Source organism: Flavivirga sp. 57AJ16, from assembly GCF_028736925.1.
Lineage (GTDB): Bacteria > Bacteroidota > Bacteroidia > Flavobacteriales > Flavobacteriaceae > Flavivirga.
Window position 1 is genome coordinate 87,628 of record NZ_JAQZAT010000009.1, and the last position, 16,396, is coordinate 104,023.

Annotated in this window: 19 protein-coding genes; 2 read left to right on the forward strand and 17 right to left on the reverse strand. The window is 31.8% G+C overall.

Translation table 11 applies throughout. The features are described 5' to 3' along the window. Positions 1-74 precede the first annotated feature (74 nt). The 11 genes from PQO00_RS11415 to PQO00_RS11465 form a co-directional block, all read right to left on the reverse strand. A complete protein-coding gene (locus PQO00_RS11415) occupies positions 75-404 on the reverse strand; it encodes a hypothetical protein (protein WP_274184974.1) in 330 nt (109 codons plus the stop codon). Then, positions 385-783, reverse strand: coding sequence for a hypothetical protein (locus tag PQO00_RS11420; RefSeq protein WP_274184975.1), 399 nt, complete (start codon positions 781-783; stop codon positions 385-387). Before PQO00_RS11420 ends, PQO00_RS11415 begins: the two co-directional genes overlap by 20 nt. A gap of 6 nt (positions 784-789) precedes the next feature. Continuing rightward, positions 790-1,065 carry a YtxH domain-containing protein gene (locus PQO00_RS11425; RefSeq protein WP_274184976.1) on the reverse strand — a complete coding sequence of 92 codons (276 nt, stop codon included), beginning with the start codon at positions 1,063-1,065 and terminating at the stop codon, positions 790-792. A 44-nt stretch (positions 1,066-1,109) separates the two neighbouring features. Next, positions 1,110-1,262: a lmo0937 family membrane protein gene (locus PQO00_RS11430; RefSeq protein ID WP_157757636.1), complete on the reverse strand. Its 153-nt coding sequence runs from the start codon at positions 1,260-1,262 to the stop codon at positions 1,110-1,112. Between the two features lie 120 nt (positions 1,263-1,382). Further along, complete coding sequence (locus PQO00_RS11435; RefSeq protein WP_274184977.1) at positions 1,383-1,985, reverse strand: DUF4142 domain-containing protein; 603 nt, start codon at positions 1,983-1,985, stop codon at positions 1,383-1,385. Positions 1,986-2,511: 526 nt separating this feature from the next. Further along, on the reverse strand, positions 2,512-4,299 hold the full coding sequence (locus PQO00_RS11440; RefSeq protein ID WP_274184978.1) for a CHASE3 domain-containing protein: 1,788 nt from the start codon (positions 4,297-4,299) through the stop codon (positions 2,512-2,514). A gap of 4 nt (positions 4,300-4,303) precedes the next feature. After that, entirely contained in the window at positions 4,304-4,750 is a 447-nt protein-coding gene (locus PQO00_RS11445) for a response regulator (RefSeq protein ID WP_274184979.1), read from the reverse strand. Between the two features lie 6 nt (positions 4,751-4,756). Further along, positions 4,757-5,317: an AraC family transcriptional regulator gene (locus tag PQO00_RS11450; RefSeq protein ID WP_274184980.1), complete on the reverse strand. Its 561-nt coding sequence runs from the start codon at positions 5,315-5,317 to the stop codon at positions 4,757-4,759. A gap of 41 nt (positions 5,318-5,358) precedes the next feature. Further along, positions 5,359-6,465: an AI-2E family transporter gene (locus PQO00_RS11455; RefSeq protein WP_274184981.1), complete on the reverse strand. Its 1,107-nt coding sequence runs from the start codon at positions 6,463-6,465 to the stop codon at positions 5,359-5,361. 384 nt (positions 6,466-6,849) lie between these two features. Next, complete coding sequence (locus tag PQO00_RS11460; RefSeq protein ID WP_274184982.1) at positions 6,850-7,320, reverse strand: Dps family protein; 471 nt, start codon at positions 7,318-7,320, stop codon at positions 6,850-6,852. Between the two features lie 49 nt (positions 7,321-7,369). After that, positions 7,370-7,909, reverse strand: coding sequence for a hypothetical protein (locus PQO00_RS11465; RefSeq protein WP_274184983.1), 540 nt, complete (start codon positions 7,907-7,909; stop codon positions 7,370-7,372). A gap of 482 nt (positions 7,910-8,391) precedes the next feature. On the opposite strand from PQO00_RS11465, the gene PQO00_RS11470 reads away from it, so the two are divergent. Beyond that, a complete protein-coding gene (locus PQO00_RS11470; protein ID WP_274184984.1) occupies positions 8,392-9,057 on the forward strand; it encodes a hypothetical protein in 666 nt (221 codons plus the stop codon). 221 nt (positions 9,058-9,278) lie between these two features. On the opposite strand, the gene PQO00_RS11475 is transcribed toward PQO00_RS11470, so the two are convergent. Next, the gene (locus PQO00_RS11475) at positions 9,279-10,463 is read right to left on the reverse strand and encodes a pyridoxal phosphate-dependent aminotransferase (RefSeq protein ID WP_274184985.1); all 1,185 of its coding nucleotides are present in this window, start codon (positions 10,461-10,463) and stop codon (positions 9,279-9,281) included. A gap of 35 nt (positions 10,464-10,498) precedes the next feature. Further along, complete coding sequence (locus PQO00_RS11480) at positions 10,499-11,593, reverse strand: acyl-CoA desaturase (protein WP_274184986.1); 1,095 nt, start codon at positions 11,591-11,593, stop codon at positions 10,499-10,501. Between the two features lie 142 nt (positions 11,594-11,735). Between PQO00_RS11480 and rsmG the strand changes: the two genes are divergently transcribed. Next, a complete protein-coding gene (gene rsmG / locus PQO00_RS11485; protein WP_274184987.1) occupies positions 11,736-12,365 on the forward strand; it encodes a 16S rRNA (guanine(527)-N(7))-methyltransferase RsmG in 630 nt (209 codons plus the stop codon). A 5-nt stretch (positions 12,366-12,370) separates the two neighbouring features. Here rsmG and PQO00_RS11490 read toward each other — a convergent pair whose 3' ends face one another. The 4 genes from PQO00_RS11490 to PQO00_RS11505 all read right to left on the reverse strand — a co-directional run bounded on the left by PQO00_RS11490 (position 12,371) and on the right by PQO00_RS11505 (position 16,372). Beyond that, positions 12,371-13,327 (reverse strand): tetratricopeptide repeat protein, encoded by a 957-nt coding sequence (locus tag PQO00_RS11490; protein ID WP_274184988.1) that lies wholly within the window; start codon positions 13,325-13,327, stop codon positions 12,371-12,373. Between the two features lie 320 nt (positions 13,328-13,647). Next, complete coding sequence (locus PQO00_RS11495; protein ID WP_274184989.1) at positions 13,648-14,898, reverse strand: RNA polymerase sigma factor; 1,251 nt, start codon at positions 14,896-14,898, stop codon at positions 13,648-13,650. Beyond that, positions 14,898-15,233: a YciI family protein gene (locus PQO00_RS11500; RefSeq protein WP_274184990.1), complete on the reverse strand. Its 336-nt coding sequence runs from the start codon at positions 15,231-15,233 to the stop codon at positions 14,898-14,900. Before PQO00_RS11500 ends, PQO00_RS11495 begins: the two co-directional genes overlap by 1 nt. A gap of 272 nt (positions 15,234-15,505) precedes the next feature. Beyond that, positions 15,506-16,372 (reverse strand): hypothetical protein, encoded by an 867-nt coding sequence (locus PQO00_RS11505; RefSeq protein ID WP_274184991.1) that lies wholly within the window; start codon positions 16,370-16,372, stop codon positions 15,506-15,508. Positions 16,373-16,396: the final 24 nt, after the last annotated feature.

Consider the following 16,396-nt stretch of genomic DNA (forward strand, 5'->3'; position numbering starts at 1 on the left):
ATTTAGAGCTCTAACTATTAAAGCAATTACCAATGTTGCTACTAAAATGTTCTGTTTGGATTTGCTTTAAACGGTTATTTTATGTTTTTTGAAATCACTTTTGTTGAAACATATTGAACAGCATATCCCAATAAACTCTTGAATATATTATTGGATTTGCCTATGAGCAGTTTTTTCGAAAAATACCCTCCTAAAACGCTTACCGTGATTTCGAATAGATTGTTTTTGGTATTAGGGCTTTTTTTCAAATCCATTAAGGCCCTGTTCAATAATTGAGAAGGCCTTAATTCTCCATAGACCATGTTAAGCTCATTTTTTAGTACCGAAAATTCGTTTTTTTGCTTGTTTTCCAGAGCGATTATTTTAGCCTCTAATTCCTGGCTTTTATTTTTGTAAACTTTCATTGTCTTCTGGATTGTATGCTTTGTTCTGAGTTTTTCTCCTTTTCGATAATTTTGATATCACTAAATTGGTAATAGGCGTTTTTATTAATACATCGTTAAAAAGATATATTAGCAGTGCTATAATTAAATAGAATATAGATACTATTAAAAAGCCTAGATAATAATTTCCTATCCTGTTTCCTATAAAAAGGCTTATTGCAATGTTTAAAAACATTGTGAATATGGAAATTACCAGTACCAAAGCAAATTTCAAGACTAATGCCGAGGCGATATCTGCAGTCGTATCAATCGCGTTAAGCTTATATAATTCAATACTGGTTTCAGTATAGTTTTTGGCTTTTTGATAAACAGACTCAAAATGCTTTGATAAGGTTTCCATTTTTATTTATGCTTTTTTTGTTTCGTTATTAATGGCGGGCTCTTTTAAATCTCCTTTTTTTGACTTTATAAACGCTTCGCCTTCTTGTTTGAGCTCAGAATATTTTTCTGAAGCCGTTTCAACAAATTCATCGAAACCTTCTTTTAATTTGTTTTTTGCCTCTCGAGATTTAGCAGCAATTTTTTTTCTGGTTTTCTCTCCTTTATCTGGTGCAAATAATACGCCTAAAGTAGCTCCTACTGCTACACCTGTTATTAATCCTAATAAACTATTTGTTTTCATGTTTTTTAATTTTTTTTATTGTTATTGATTTTTTTTTTATGCTTTTAAACAGATCTGCCACCTATCAATCGTAATAGAATTGCTATAACGGCAATAACTAATAAGATATGTATTAGACCTCCCAAGCTGTAGACAAAGAATCCCAATGCCCAACCTATTACAAGTATAACAGCTATGATATATAATAAACTTCTCATTTCATATGGTGTTTTTAAGGTTAATGTTAATTTTATAATGTTGGAAGCTAGAACTTTTCCATTCCAACCCCTTTACATTTGCATAAAGCGTCTTTATGCTGCTTCTGTTTATAATTGTATTCACAATATTTTTTTATCCATTTCTAGCTTCTTGAGCATGTCTTTGGTTTTGATAAGTTCTAATTTTAAAATTGGATTCGTTTTTTTTGAAAGCTCACTAAACGCTTTGTTATTAGTAGTTTTTGAGAGCTTATTCAGTAATTCAATTTGATTGTTTATTTTTTGGACGATATGTTTTAAATAGTCCTTAACGAGTTTGTCATCTTTGTTTTTTTCTAGCTTGGCATTAACAAATCCATATTCTATATTGTAATGCTGGGGGATTGATATTAGTTTTTCCTGAGCCAATTCTTTATAATCGTTAAATATTTTGATATGGGTTTGTTGTAGTTCTTTAGCTAAGTGCTTAATGTCTTTTTCCGTTTCAGAATTTCTAATTAATTTGCATAACTCGACAGCATCTATATTGTTTTGCGAAGCCATGACCAATAATTTGGCCTCGTGTTTATTCGTGTTCACTTTATTTTGGTTGATGCCAAATACCTTTTCTTTGTTGTGGTTGTTGTTAACAATCATCCAATCACAAGAAGTCAAAGAAGTCGAGACAAAAGATGTTATGGAGATCATAATTATAATAGATTTAATGTTTCCTTGGGATTTCATTTTACTTTTCTTTTTCATTACAAAGATGCCATAGAGTCATCCATTTTCCATTACATCATTTTCTCTTTTGCTTATATAATTTACGTCCAATCCAATACTTTTTGAACATTAACGCTTAATTATAAGACAAAGTTCGTGAAGGTTGACACTATTTGTGTTACAATATTTTTAGTAATGGTTATATGATTTCAACACAACGCTAATAATCATTAACGAATCATTAAAAGAAAGGGCAAAAGATTCATATTCAACTGCAGATATGGATAGGATATTGTAATCGAAAGGAACTTCACTAGGCTTTGCTCCAGGGTTTTGAGCTGGGATTGCCACTCTCGCTATCTGTGCAGAACCTGTTTCGGTAAGGCAAGGTTCGTTTTAAAAAATTCTTTGCTTAATACCAAATAAACTTCAAAACAACTGGTTAAATTCGTTTTTATCTCATCTAAAGAAAATATAATTCAAATTTATCACCAATCATTTTAAAATTCATTGGGTATAAGAAGAAAGCAATGAGGACTAGAATAGTTTACAGTTTTGCTGGAAGGTAGATCGTAAATTTTGCACCAATTCCAGGTTTCCCTTTTGCAATAATAAAACCTTTGTGATTTTCTATGATTTTTTTACAGATAGATAAACCAATACCAGTTCCAGAATACTCGTCCTTATTGTGCAGTCTGTTAAAAAGCACAAATATTTTTTTTGCATATGCATTATCAAAGCCAATACCATTATCTATAAATGTAATTTTATGATAATTGTCTTTTTTCCCTTTTTTGATATTGGACTCTTCGCTTGCTTTAACTTTGCTGTAGGTAATTGTTATTTCTGGTGTTCTTTCTAAAGACCTATATTTAATAGAGTTACCTATTAAATTGGCAAACAATTGTTGAATTTGAAAAGGAATGACTTTTACAATAGGAAATTCATTGGCATTGATAATGGCTTTTTCGTTAGAGATGGCTTCTGCCAAATCTTGTTTGGCACCTTCCAAAAGCAAGTTGAGATTGGATTTTTCAAAAACCTTATCGGCTTTATTGGTCCTGGAAAATTGTAGTAAATCATCAATTAATAAACGCATCCTTGTAGCGGAGGTTTTGATTCTATCGACATATTTTAGACCTGGTTCCGATAGGTTCTCGGCCTCTTTTTCTTCAAGACGGGACAAAAAGGTCTGTATCTTTCTTAAAGGCTCCTGCAAATCGTGACTTGCAACATAGTTAAAAGCAGATAGCTCTTTATTATTGCGTTCTAGGGTAAGATTATGTTCTTCTAGTAGTCTGAAGCTCTTGACTTCCTCTGTAACATCTGAGGTGGTGCCTATAAGCTGCTTTTTGCCATCGGTATTAATTACTTTTTTGGCAAATGACTTTAAGTGCCTTATTTTGCCATTTTTTTGAACAATCCTAAAATAAGTATATGGCAAGTTTTCATTTTCCATCATTTTTTTGATGTCTTTATTCAATTTCTTGATGTCTTTTGGATGCACAAATTTTAACAAGTTTTCTATTGAAGGATGGAACGCATTGGGTTCTTCGCCTAATAACCTATATAAATTATCGGAATATATATAGGTGTTCTCATCAATATTCCATACCCAATTACCATAATTACTTACAATTTCAGATAAGTTGGCAGATTCTTTAAACATTTCTAATTCAATGTTTGATTTTTTTAACTTTTTTAAGTTTGAAATGATTTTTGCGTATGCACCATACATTAACAGTAAACACATTAATAAAACCATATATAAAAAAATGGGCGTAACTTTTAAGTTTTCTTTAAGTTCAGATTGCTGTTCTTCTAATAATTTGTTTTCTAGGGCAATCATATGCTTAACCTTATCCCTTACTGCATCCATGGCCTGTTTTCCCGCCCAAAAATTTTCTTTAAATACTGGATTCCCTAAATCTGAAACGGCAGAAAACCTGAATGATTTTTGAAAGCAGGCTATTCGTACATCTATCAACTTATTGAGCTCTTTGAGATTGTTTAGTTGGGTGGGATTGTTTTTTAAAAGCTCTCTTAGTTCTGCAAAACTATTGTTTATACTGTCCCTTCCTGAATAATAAGGTTCTAAATACAGAGGGTCGTTGGTAATAATAGAACCTCTTTGTGCGGTTTCAGCATCTTTTAAGTATGACAAAACCTGTTCTAGTTCTACATTTATTTTATAAGTGTGCGTTACTAGATTTGAAGCTTGCGACAAGCTTTGTATATTTTTATAGGTCATCCCGCCAACAAGCAGTATGACAAAAGCGCACACATAAACAACTGTTTTTACAAACCAAAGCTTTTTGTGTAATCTGTAAGGCATAATATTATAGTCTTAATAAAAAATTGTCTTTATTTAAGCCATTGGTATGGTATTGCCAGTTAGTGGTTACCACTTCGGAAAGGACTTTTTTAAGAACCTTAAAACTGCTAGGTTTTTTTATATAGATATTGGCGCCTTGCACAAAGGTTTTTTCAATGTCTTCTTCTGATGCTGAAGTGGAATAGATGGCAATGGCAATATCGTTGAATTTAGGGTTTGCTTTTATCTCGTACAAACATTCTAAACCGGATTTTCGTGGCATATTTAAATCCAGGAATAGCACATGGGGCAATTCGCAATTATTTGAATTCAAATAATCCATCAAATATATCCCATCATTAAAGGTTTTTACTTTGGTGCCTATTTTTAATTCATCGAAGGCATCTGTAAAAAACATACGGTCATCTTCATCATCGTCTGCTAATATAATATGAATAAAATCTTTTTTCATGAGGGATTAGTTTTGTTGATTTAGTTCACGCCTTTTAGAAATAATTCTTTGGAATGCAGATGGTGTAATGCCCGTCGTATTTTTAAATTGGGTGCTTAAATGTGCGACACTGGAATAATTGAGTTTGAAAGCAATTTCAGTTAAACTCAAACGGTCATTAATAATAAGTCGTTTGGCATATTCTATTTTCTGAAGAATGATAAAATTTTCTATTGAGGTATAAGTGACTTCTGAAAATAGGTTGGACAAATAGCCATAACTATGCCCTAATGTATCCGATAAATATGCAGAGGTTTTTACATGAACTTCGGTATTTTCATTAAAAACCATATCAATAATAGTATCTTTTATTTTTTGTACGAGGATACTTTTTTGATTTTCTACAACTTCAATGTTGTAGTTTTTTAAAGCATCAAAAAGCATTTGTGCTTTTTCTGTGGTTGGTTTTTTTAGAAGCTCAACTTCCCCAAACCCCATTATTTTATATTCTATATTATAAGCTTGCAATGTGTCCTCCAGAACTTTTTTGCAAATAGCACGAAAATCGAATTTTAGGAATAATGTCATGTCTTGATGTATTACACTTGTAAAGGTAGAACATTATTATTTTATTTTTTATTTTTTTTCCAGCGTTTTAACCTGTTTCTGGCATTACTATGAAGGTGTTTATCTACGGGTTCTCCAATTAAAAATCCGTAAGCATTAAGCCTAGGAATTTCATCAAAAATTATTTTTAAAGAAGCCGTAATGGGAAGGGCTACTATCATCCCCGAAATACCCCAGAGCATTGAGAATACAATAAGGGATAAAATGGAAATAAAAGCATTTATGCTCACTTTCGAACCTGTTATTTTTGGCGTAATAAAATAGCCTTCAAGAAACTGAATAAATCCAAAAACAGCAACAACTCCAAAAGCATACCATGCACTATCTTTTGTAGCAAGTGCAATAATGGCTGGAATTAATGAGCCAATAATAATGCCTATATAAGGGATCAATAATAAAAGAGCTGCAAAAAAACCAAAGAAAAAGGCATTTTTAATACCTAGTATAAGTAAGCCTACAGTATTTAAAATACCTACTATGATAATTACTTTTGTTAATCCTAAGAGATAGTTTCTTTGAACATTATATATTTTTTTTATCATATAATTTAGAAAACTTTTGGAATTGTTCCTAAAAAGTTTGTAAACGAACGCCCTTAAAAAACGTCTATAATACAAGAAGAAGAATAGGTAAATGGGAATTAAGGCAAGATCACTAAAAAGAGAACCGGATTCTGAAATGAATTTACCAATCTTATCGAAATTCCCTTTTACTAGATTTTCAACTTTCAGATCTTTATTGGCTAACGAGTTCCTTTCGCTGATATTTAGAATATCCTCAAAATAACCAATGGTATTATAATATAATTCAGTAATTTTTGTTGAATAATTTTCACCATTATTACTGATACTATTTATTTGAAAATAAATGTAGAATATCACTAATGCTGTTATAAATATAATAATGGCAATGGAAGATAATGTAGCAAACAAACGGTTGCATTTTAATTTTTTTTCGAAGAATTTTTGGACAGGGAATACCATTACTGAGAAAATCATTGCTAACAGTAAAGGCATGATGATTGGCTTCAAGACATATAGAATAAACACAATGGCAATAAAACCTAGTATGTTTAGAGTATTATGAGTTACAGTAATGCTGTTTTTCATTGTTAAAATAAATATGAAAAATTAAAAAATGCCCTACAGGCCAATTTATTAACAACAAACCAAAATAACAATAATGATAATAATCGGCTTTCGGGCAATTTTATGAATATATCTTGACTTTTTTTAGTCTATTTCTGTCTGCTCGCAAGGAGGTTTTAGGAAATAGAAAAATGAAAGTGAGCGGCCTCATAATTTAGAGATCAAACCATACAATTCCTGTTTGGATCTGCCTATTTTTTTGAATTGTCCCTAAAGTTCTATCTTTTTTCCTTCGATCATCAATAGATTATCGTCGTCAATTGGTCATGTTTTTGTTTCAATTAGCCTTTTAACGCTTTCTAATTCCTTTCATCCCTATCATGTTCATCTTTAAATTTTTAGATCTTAAGAAAGATAATTTCTTATCATCCAAGCTTGAGATTCATGTAATTGCATTAAAGACGTCAAGAAATCTATAGTTCCAAAATCTTCTGAGTCTTTCTCCATGTTGACAATCATCTTTCTGGTGTTTGTAATTATAGCCTCATGGTCGCTTAACAATTCAGTTAACATATTTTCTTGAGATTCATATTTAGTAGATTCTTTTAAAGTGGTATGCTCTAAAAAATCCTTCATGGTACCTATAGTTTTACCTCCAAGTTTACTAATACGCTCTGCAACTTCATCAATAGAATGTTCTATGTTATTGTATTGGTCCTCAAAAAGTTTGTGTAACTCCATAAAACTATTTCCAGAAACGTTCCAGTGAAATTTTCTCAGCTTAACATATAAAATCATTTTGTTCGATAATACAACGGTTAAGTTTTTTATACTTCTTTCTAAATCTTTTTTTGATAGTCCTATTTTAATTGTCATGTTTTTTGTGTTTATAATTTATTAATTCAAAGATATGTGTATGTTGAAATTAATGCCTTACATAATTTTTAGCGTTTATTATAGAATTGTTATTATGAGTGTGTTCGAGAGCATATACCTTAGATTGTAAGGAATGGCCAGTTTGCGAATTTTCACTTGCGAATGGTTTCAAGCTTCTTAATTTATTCTTGTAATTTGTGTAAAATTGATGAATATTAGTCGTAATAAGGCCCCATTTAATTTCGTGATTTAGGGCATCTAACATGGTCTTATCGATTTTTTGACATTTCCTTATTATCAAATTATTATCAATGCTTATAAATTTGAGCTTCATGTTTAGCCAAATTTGATTAAGGCTTGCCTTCTTAATAGGAGGTGATTGTGGATGAATTTCAAACTCTTGTGATAGAGTTAAAATTTTCAAGATAAAATCTGTTGTTAATTCTTGTTTTGCAGTAAGCCAATCTCTAATATCCATATGATTGGTTTTCGTTTTTAATTGTTCGTAGCTTGCTTCTGCATGAAGACTTAAAACTAACATTTTTTGTAATGAGTCCATTCCTACTAGATATTTTATTTGAGTTTTCATAGTACTAAAGAATAAATGGTTAATCAATATTTGAAGTTTTTTTTTGAAAAGTACCCATTGCTTCTCCATAGCTTCTCCATAAGATTTGATATTTATTAAGGAGTTTGATACCTTTTTGAGTTTTATAGTTTCATTTTTAAGATATTGAACCTTATCTTTTTAGTTGGTTGATAAATTTTTTTTGTTACAATTTTTTACAACCTCCTAAGCTTTTTTATTTATCAAATGTATTTCAAGTAAGGGATTTAGGCGTTACAACATTTTTTGTAAGGTTTATATAATTTCTTTTTAAGGAATTGATTTGGGATAATCTATAACAGGGATAAAAAAGAGATGCAGGACACCAAATAATACATTACCACAATAGTTTATTTAACAAATGTGTAGGAGTTCTGTAACAATCTTTTAAAATGTTGTAACGTGTTAAGTGGTACTAGTTTGCACCTTTGTGCCATAATAATTTTTATAAACCAATAAAAAAAATGAAAACAATAAAAATAACATTAGTAATCATTACCATAGCTTCGATATTTGCATCTTGTAAAAAAGACGGTAAGAAAGAAATAGCACAAGAAAAATTAGAAAGATATCATACTTATGTAGATTCGGTAACAGGTGTGTCTACCAATGAAGCCGCTAAAAATTGGGATGCTATTGAGAAGGACTACAAAGACAACAAGGCTGAGGCAAGTAATGCCATTGAGGGTATTCATGAAAAAGCAGAGATGCAAGAGGCTATGGATAAATCGACAGCAGATTACGAGGCTTTTAAAGCTGAGGTGATTGCTGAAAATGAAAGAATACAACAAGACACATTAAAAACGGCTCTAAGACGATCCTTATTAGGAAAGGATTATTCTGGAGATGATATGAAATTTATGTGGATTAATAAAGACAATATTTTAAGTGTTTATGAAACATTTGTGTCGACAGTCGAAAAAAACAAAGATGCTTATTCCAGAGAAGATTGGGATGAAATCAAACTGATTTATGAAGCTATTGATACTAGAAAAAATACTGTAGAAAAAGAAGGGTTGACAAGCGCTGATAATAGAAAAATAGCTGCATTGAAATTAAAATTTGCACCTATGCATACATTTAATAGAATGGGGGCAAAATCTGAAGAAAATGCAAAAGCAAAACAATAACTAAAAGATATATTTACGAAACGAATTTAATAACTATGGTATTCATAGGACTTTAGACCAGAAATAGGTTTTAGCAATGAAGTTTATAACAATAGTGGGTCTAGATTTGGATATTGTATTAAATATAAACTATCACAGTTTTAAAAATAATGCAGTATGGCAAAAAACAAAAAAACCAGAAAATATAACTTCTGGTTTTTTTGTTTTCAAAAAATAATTTTTTAGGTCACAGCTTCTTTAATACGCTTAATAGCCTCAATAATCTGCTCTTGAGACGCCGCATAAGAAATACGAATACAATTAGGATTACCAAAAGCATCACCCGTTACAGTTGCCACAAGAGCTTCTTCTAATAAATACAAAGAAAAATCTGTAGCATTATTTATCGTTTTACCTCTTAATGTTTTTCCGAAGTAATAAGAAATATCTGGAAACACATAAAAAGCCCCTTCCGGAGTATTTGAGTTAAAGCCTTCAATGCCACCCAAAAGATCAAGTACTAAATCGCGACGAACTTTAAATTCATCAATCATGTATTTTACTTGGGTAGGAGGCGCGTTAAGCGCTGTAATAACAGCTTGTTGCGCAATACAGTTAGCACCACTTGTAATTTGACCTTGCATTTTGTTACAAGCACGTGCTATTTTTTCTGAAGCGCCAATAAAACCAATGCGCCACCCTGTCATAGCAAAGGCCTTAGATACACCATTTACCGTAATGGTACGATCGTACATATCGTCAAACTCGGCCATACTTGCATGTCCGCCTACATAGTTTATGTGCTCGTATATTTCGTCAGAAACAACATATATGTTCGGGTATTTAACCAGCACATCTGCTAGGGCTCTTAATTCTTCTTTACTATAAACAGAACCACTTGGGTTACAAGGCGAGCTAAACCACATCATTTTGGTGTTTGGGGTGATAGCTGCCTCAAGTTGTTCTGGTGTCATTTTAAAATCGGTATCAATAGATGTTTTAACCTCTACAGGAACGCCGTCATTTAATTTAACAATATCAGAATAACTCACCCAATAAGGGCAAGGTAAAAGGACTTCGTCTCCCTTGTTAAGCATGACAGCGGCAATATTTGCCAAAGATTGTTTAGCACCTGTTGAAACAACTATTTGAGGTAACGTATAGGTCAAGTTATTATCACGTTTAAATTTAGTAATAACAGCTTGCTTTAATTCCACATATCCATCAACTGGAGAGTACGAATTGTAATTATCATTTATAGCTTGAATGGCTGCGTCTTTAATAAAATCTGGCGTATTAAAGTCTGGTTCTCCAAGGCTTAACCCAATAATATCTTTGCCTTCCGCTCTAAGTTCTCTTGCCTTTGCCGCCATAGCTAAAGTGGCAGACGTAGACATGTTTAAAATTCTATCTGATAATAAATTCATTGATTATATGTGTTGTGTTGTGATAAATGTGAGTTTTAGGCTAAACTAGGTTTTTCTCCTAATGTTTTTAGTTGGTTGTAATGCTCATAAATAGCTTTCCAAATAGTATCGTACTCGTTATAAGGCAAACTAAATTCTTTTGCGGTTTTTTTAACGATCTTTGCTATATTATTATAATGAATATGGCTAATTTGAGCAAATAAGTGATGCTCGACCTGTCGGTTTAATCCACCAGTATAGAATTCCACTAGCCAACTTTTGGGTGAAAAATTTGATGTTGTAAATAATTGATGAATGGCCCAGGTATTTTTCATGCTGCCATTTTCATCCGGTAAAGGCATTTCTGTATTGGGCATAACATGTGCCAATTGGAAAATAACACTTAGAATAATTCCAGCGGTATAATGCATAATGAAAAATCCTATTAAGACTTGCCACCAGGTAAAACCTAAAGCCAATGGTAAAATAACCCAAATAGCATAATATATAATTTTACCAATAATTAATTTAGTCCATTGCGTTGCCGGGTTAGGGAACTTGCCATAAGAAAGTTTCCTTTTTAAGTACAAAAATGTTTGTTTGAAATCTGTTGTGATGGCCCAATTTACCGTTAATAAGCCATATAAAAAGAAGGCATAATATTTTTGGTATTTATGAATTTTAAGCCATTTAGTATGTTTTGAAAAACGGATGATTCTCCCAGCGTCAATATCTTCATCATGTCCTTGTATGTTCGTATAGGTATGGTGCAAAACATTATGCTGAACCTTCCAGTTATAATCATTTCCAGCTAAAATATAAATACTGCTTCCCATTAATTTATTGACCCATTTCTTGCTTGAAAAAGAACCGTGATTTGCATCGTGCATGACATTCATGCCAACACCAGCCATACCCACGCCTACTATCATCATGAAAATAATTTGTACCCATCCAGGCAGATCAACTGTAAAAATCAATACAACCGGTACAATAAGTAACGAAAACATAACGATGGCTTTAGTGTACAATTTCCAGTTTCCAGTGCGTTTTATATTATTGTCTTTAAAATAATCATTAACACGCCTGTTAAGTGTTTTAAAAAATTTAGCTGGATCTGTTCTTGAAAAGGTTAGTGCTTGTTTACTCATGCTATTAATTTAAAATATAAGAAGGAATAAATTCCAATTATTATATAGGGCACAAAGATAAGTATAAACGAACTTAAGTAATAACGTTTTTTTATAAAAATATGTGTTTAAAAAGTATATTTTTGTTGAAAATTTAACACTTATGGAGCTAGTTTTAAAATATTTTCCAGAGCTAACAGACGACCAGATTTTACGGTTTAGAAAGTTGGAAACCCTTTATCAAGATTGGAATTTAAAGATTAATGTGGTGTCTCGTAAAGATATTGATGAGCTTTATTTGCGTCATGTGTTGCATTCTTTGGCTATAGCAAAAGTTTTAAAGTTTAAAGCAGGGAGCAGCATTCTGGATGTTGGTACCGGTGGTGGATTTCCTGGAGTTCCTTTAGCTATTTTGTTCCCGGAATGTTCTTTTCATTTGGTTGATAGCATTGCCAAAAAATTAAAAGTTGTAGATGAGGTCGTTATAGGTTTGGGGTTAACCAATGTAAAAACGACACATAGCCGTGTCGAGGAAATTAAGGATACCTACGATTTTGTTGTAAGTCGTGCTGTGGCTGCTATGCCAACCTTTGTGCATTGGGTAAAAGGTAAGATTGCCAAAGAACAAAAGCATGATCTTAGAAATGGCATTTTATACTTAAAGGGAGGGGATTTAAGCGAGGAACTTCAAGACTATAAAACAACAACAATATATAACATAAGCGATTTTTATAACGAAGATTTTTTTGAAACTAAGAAAGTGGTACACTTACCGCTAAAATTTAGAAGATAGTATTCTTACAGTTTCAATAAAGGCGTCATATTATTGTTAAAATAGTAGTACTGATTTTGAAACCAGTAGGTGTTAGCAAACAAATCGAGGCTATCAATACTTTTTTCTGGAGATATTATCGACTTTGCTTTTTGTAAATTCAATTTAGCATTGGGAATGTCTCCCATTTTGTAATAGGCCAATGCCAAGCCAAGAAGGGCATCAAAATCTTTGGCATCAAATTTCAATGCGGTAGAAAAATCAGAAATGGCGTTATTGTATTTGCCCAATAACAAATAGGAGGCACCTCTGTAAAAGTATGCAAACGTATTATTTTTATTAATTCTTAATGAGGTCGATAAATCGGTATTAGCGTTTTGATAGGAATTAATATCCATATAAAACACGCCCCTATTATAAAAGTTATCGGCACTTGGTTCTGCTAAAATAGCTAGGGAATAATCTTCTAATGCTTTTTTATATTCTTTTAAGGCTTTATATGCAGAGGCTCTTAATAAATAAGTCTTTGGTTGGGTAGGCACTGCTTTTATGACCTTGCTAAAATCTTTTATGGCTTCTATATACTCTCCTAAATCATATTTTACACAGCCAAGGCTATATAAAGCGTCCATAAAGGTAGAATCCATTTCAAAAGCTTTACCATAATCACTTTTGGCACCAACAAAATCTTTTAAGCTATATCTGGAATTTCCTCTATTATAGTAGGTGTCGGCATCGGGATTCAATACAATTATCTTAGAGTAATCGACAATGGCACCATGATAGTCTCCTAAATCATTTTTTGCTATACCTCGATAAAAATAAGCATCAAGATTTTTAGAATCTAACTCTAAAACTTTAGTAAAAAGAGCTATTTTTTCATTTAAATCGGTTTCTCTTACAGCTTTCCTGAAAAACTTATTGGATTGTGAAAAAGTTAATATTGGTAAAAATATTAACATTATTATGATAACTCTTTTCATGCTACGAGCAAGTATTTTGGGATAAAATTCTAAACATTAAAGTTAGTGATATTTTACATATATAATACCATTTTCACTTTAAAGTTACCCACTAAAATTTGTTCTTTTCCGTTTATGCTTCAAAATAAAACTTAAACGTAGCTAGGCTATGCTTGCTACCCAGTCAAGCTGAGCACTTGCTTTTCTTTTTTGCCTAAACAAAAAATAACTGTATTTTTTTTGAGTAACTTTAAAGTGAAAATGGTATAACGTTTGCTTTTGCTTTTTAAGTATCAATAATTGATTAAGTTTAATGGTAGGAAAGCTAAAATGAATCTTTTTTATTGATTTTCAGCCAATAATAGATTTGATTTCTTTTTTTGTAAATAGCTTTTTTCAAATTTGTTATTAACCATATTTATCGCATAGTCAATATGTTTAATGGCTTCTTTGGGGTTGTTTATAGCACAATAGAAATCGGATAATGTTCCATGATATAAGTATGCTCTTTGAACAAAGTCTTCAGGTTTAATTTGATCAAGATATTTTTTGGATGTTTCGTAGTCTTTATTTTGTAGGCAAACAACTGCCATCGTTAACAGATGAATTGGCATGGGCTGAATGGTATGGAGACATTCGTACCAATGGAGTATTTTGCTCCAATTGGTATCTTCAAAACGAGGGGCGCGCAAATGCTCGGCAGCAATGGCAGCTTCATAATGATAACAGGAAAATATAGAGGTGTCCACAGCTTTATTCATCATAGTATTTCCCAGTTTTATTAAAGGAGAATGCCATAGACTTCTATCTTGGGTTTTTAAATCTAGGAGTTCGTCATCAGCATTCGTTTTGGTTTCAATACGAGCCGAATGAAAACACATTAAAGCAAACAAGGCATACGCCTCAGGAGTGCGAGTGTGCTTATTTTTAAGAAGCATTTTGCATAAACGCATGGCTTCTCCGCATAATTCTTTTCGTATAAGGGTATCTTTCCTATTGGAATGAAACCCCTCGTTAAAGATAAGATACAATACTTCCATGACACTTTCCAATCGCAAGGGTAATGATTCCCCTTGAGGGATTTGGAATTTTAATTGAGATTGCTGTATGGCTTTTCGAGCACGGGTCAATCTTTTTTTTATACTATCTTCTTTGGTTAATAGGGCAGAAGCGATTTCTTTAATACTGAATCCTGAAACTGTTTTTAATGCAAATGAAATACGGTCTTTGGGATCTAATTTTGGATGACAGGCCGTAAAAATCATACGAAGCTGCGAGTCTTCAATTTCGGTATCTAAAAAGAGGTCGTTTAGGGCAATGGTATGAGTACCGTGAATAATACTAGGGAGCTGTTTTTTTTCGGTATTAAGTTTTCTAAAAAGATCTATAACTCTATTTTTAGCCGCTTTGGTTAACCATGCTTCAGGATTATCAGGTTGTTTGACGCGCCAGGAAATGCTTGCTTTTATAAAAGTATCTTGAATGGCATCTTCAATGATTTCAAGATGCGAAAGCCCGAAAATTCGAGTTAAAACAGAGACCATTTTTCCGCTATGATAGCGGAATAAATGGTCAATAAGTTTTGTTTCCATTAGCGATCAAATACCATGATTTCACGAATTTCTACAGTACCACCAAGGTCATAATCAGGATAATCTTCAGCAATTTTTTGAACGGCATCAAAATCGGTAGTTTCAACAATGTAATAGCCGCCAACAATTTCCTTAACTTCTGCCGAAGTAAGATCTGTTACGGTTCTGTTTGCACCAACAACACGACGGATGGCAGGGGTTAAAGCATTTCCCCCGCGAAGCACGCCCGCTTTTTCCATTTTGTCATTCCAAGCAAACCATTTGCCCATGCGGTTTTGAAGTTCTTCTGGAGATAAACCAAGATCGGTGTAATCGGCTCCAATGAAAATCATCATAAATTCTTTCATAATTATATGTTTTTAATCGTTTATATACTTAAGACGTTTGTTGGATTAAAAAGGGGGACATTATTTTCAAATTTAATGAATTCCTGCGAAGGCAGGAATCTCTTAATTATTGATTTAACGTAAATGATTAGAGCTGAAACATTTCAATTTTTATATAGGGTAGAAAATAGTTTGTTAAAATGTTCGTTTAACGTGTCTATGTAAAAAGATTAGCTATGTTAGTTTAGGCAATTAATTTCATACAACTAAATTGTATAGTTTTATTCTATAATGTAATCTTTGTTAAACTCATGCATTTTTTGATTATGATAATTTTTCAACCACAATATTTTTTTTTCACTTCGCTTTAATTTCCCTTTTTTTAATTCAAAATCATTATCGACTTCTTGAAGAGAATTGATTTGCTCTTGAATTTTTTCAAGGTTTTTTGAAATTGTATTTTTATGTACTTCAATAAATTTATTTATAGTAAGTAAACTAAAAGGATTTTTTTTGGTTAAGGAAATGTTATGTTTTAAATAATCAATATAGTAAATATCATTCTCGCATTTTTCTAAAAAAGAGGTTTCATTATAAATCGCTTTACAAAGAAAATCGAATGCTTTAATTAGTGGTTTGTTGTTTGTAATGTTTTTACTTATCGCTATACGTGGGAAAACCGCAAATTTCGACTCTTGGATATAGGCATCTATTACACCTTCTCCTACGGCAAAGTTGTTTTCTACAAGGCAATATTTATTAGATACTCCGCCACGAATCAAAATGCTTTTATTAGACATACAATTATATATATACTCTTGAAGTCTATTAATAATAATAAAAAATGTGTTTGCAGAATGTAGTATTCTTTTTCCTTCAACTATTTCTTCATTAACTTCTTTGGGTAGATAATTTATTATAAGTGAATCTGATACTAAGGCTGTCTGGATGTCATAATATTTGTATAAATCAAATTCTTGATTTTCATATATTTTCTTCTTTCCGTCATTATCCTGCTTGATAAAAATAGAAACATTACTTTGCATAAATTTTATAAAATCTTTAGCTTCATTTTCATTGGTTATATTGCCGTTTATGTTTCCGTAGCCAAGCATATCGATAAATAATGTCCATTGTTCTAATTTCATAGAGGTTCGTTTTTTTTAATTACA

Bases quoted from the DNA above. Each gene is read 5' to 3' on its own strand.
- PQO00_RS11500 (WP_274184990.1), bottom strand. From the start codon at position 15,233: ATGATGATTTTCATTGGAGCCGATTACACCGATCTTGGTTTATCTCCA.
- PQO00_RS11490 (WP_274184988.1), bottom strand. From the start codon at position 13,327: ATGAAAAGAGTTATCATAATAATGTTAATATTTTTACCAATATTAACT.
- PQO00_RS11415 (WP_274184974.1), bottom strand. From the start codon at position 404: ATGAAAGTTTACAAAAATAAAAGCCAGGAATTAGAGGCTAAAATAATC.
- PQO00_RS11495 (WP_274184989.1), bottom strand. From the start codon at position 14,898: ATGGAAACAAAACTTATTGACCATTTATTCCGCTATCATAGCGGAAAA.
- PQO00_RS11505 (WP_274184991.1), bottom strand. From the start codon at position 16,372: ATGAAATTAGAACAATGGACATTATTTATCGATATGCTTGGCTACGGA.
- PQO00_RS11420 (WP_274184975.1), bottom strand. From the start codon at position 783: ATGGAAACCTTATCAAAGCATTTTGAGTCTGTTTATCAAAAAGCCAAA.
- PQO00_RS11445 (WP_274184979.1), bottom strand. From the start codon at position 4,750: ATGAAAAAAGATTTTATTCATATTATATTAGCAGACGATGATGAAGAT.
- PQO00_RS11465 (WP_274184983.1), bottom strand. From the start codon at position 7,909: ATGAAAACTCAAATAAAATATCTAGTAGGAATGGACTCATTACAAAAA.
- PQO00_RS11440 (WP_274184978.1), bottom strand. From the start codon at position 4,299: ATGCCTTACAGATTACACAAAAAGCTTTGGTTTGTAAAAACAGTTGTT.
- PQO00_RS11455 (WP_274184981.1), bottom strand. From the start codon at position 6,465: ATGAAAAACAGCATTACTGTAACTCATAATACTCTAAACATACTAGGT.
- PQO00_RS11425 (WP_274184976.1), bottom strand. From the start codon at position 1,065: ATGAAAACAAATAGTTTATTAGGATTAATAACAGGTGTAGCAGTAGGA.
- rsmG (WP_274184987.1), top strand. From the start codon at position 11,736: ATGGAGCTAGTTTTAAAATATTTTCCAGAGCTAACAGACGACCAGATT.
- PQO00_RS11435 (WP_274184977.1), bottom strand. From the start codon at position 1,985: ATGAAATCCCAAGGAAACATTAAATCTATTATAATTATGATCTCCATA.
- PQO00_RS11475 (WP_274184985.1), bottom strand. From the start codon at position 10,463: ATGAATTTATTATCAGATAGAATTTTAAACATGTCTACGTCTGCCACT.
- PQO00_RS11480 (WP_274184986.1), bottom strand. From the start codon at position 11,593: ATGAGTAAACAAGCACTAACCTTTTCAAGAACAGATCCAGCTAAATTT.
- PQO00_RS11450 (WP_274184980.1), bottom strand. From the start codon at position 5,317: ATGACATTATTCCTAAAATTCGATTTTCGTGCTATTTGCAAAAAAGTT.
- PQO00_RS11460 (WP_274184982.1), bottom strand. From the start codon at position 7,320: ATGACAATTAAAATAGGACTATCAAAAAAAGATTTAGAAAGAAGTATA.
- PQO00_RS11470 (WP_274184984.1), top strand. From the start codon at position 8,392: ATGAAAACAATAAAAATAACATTAGTAATCATTACCATAGCTTCGATA.
- PQO00_RS11430 (WP_157757636.1), bottom strand. From the start codon at position 1,262: ATGAGAAGTTTATTATATATCATAGCTGTTATACTTGTAATAGGTTGG.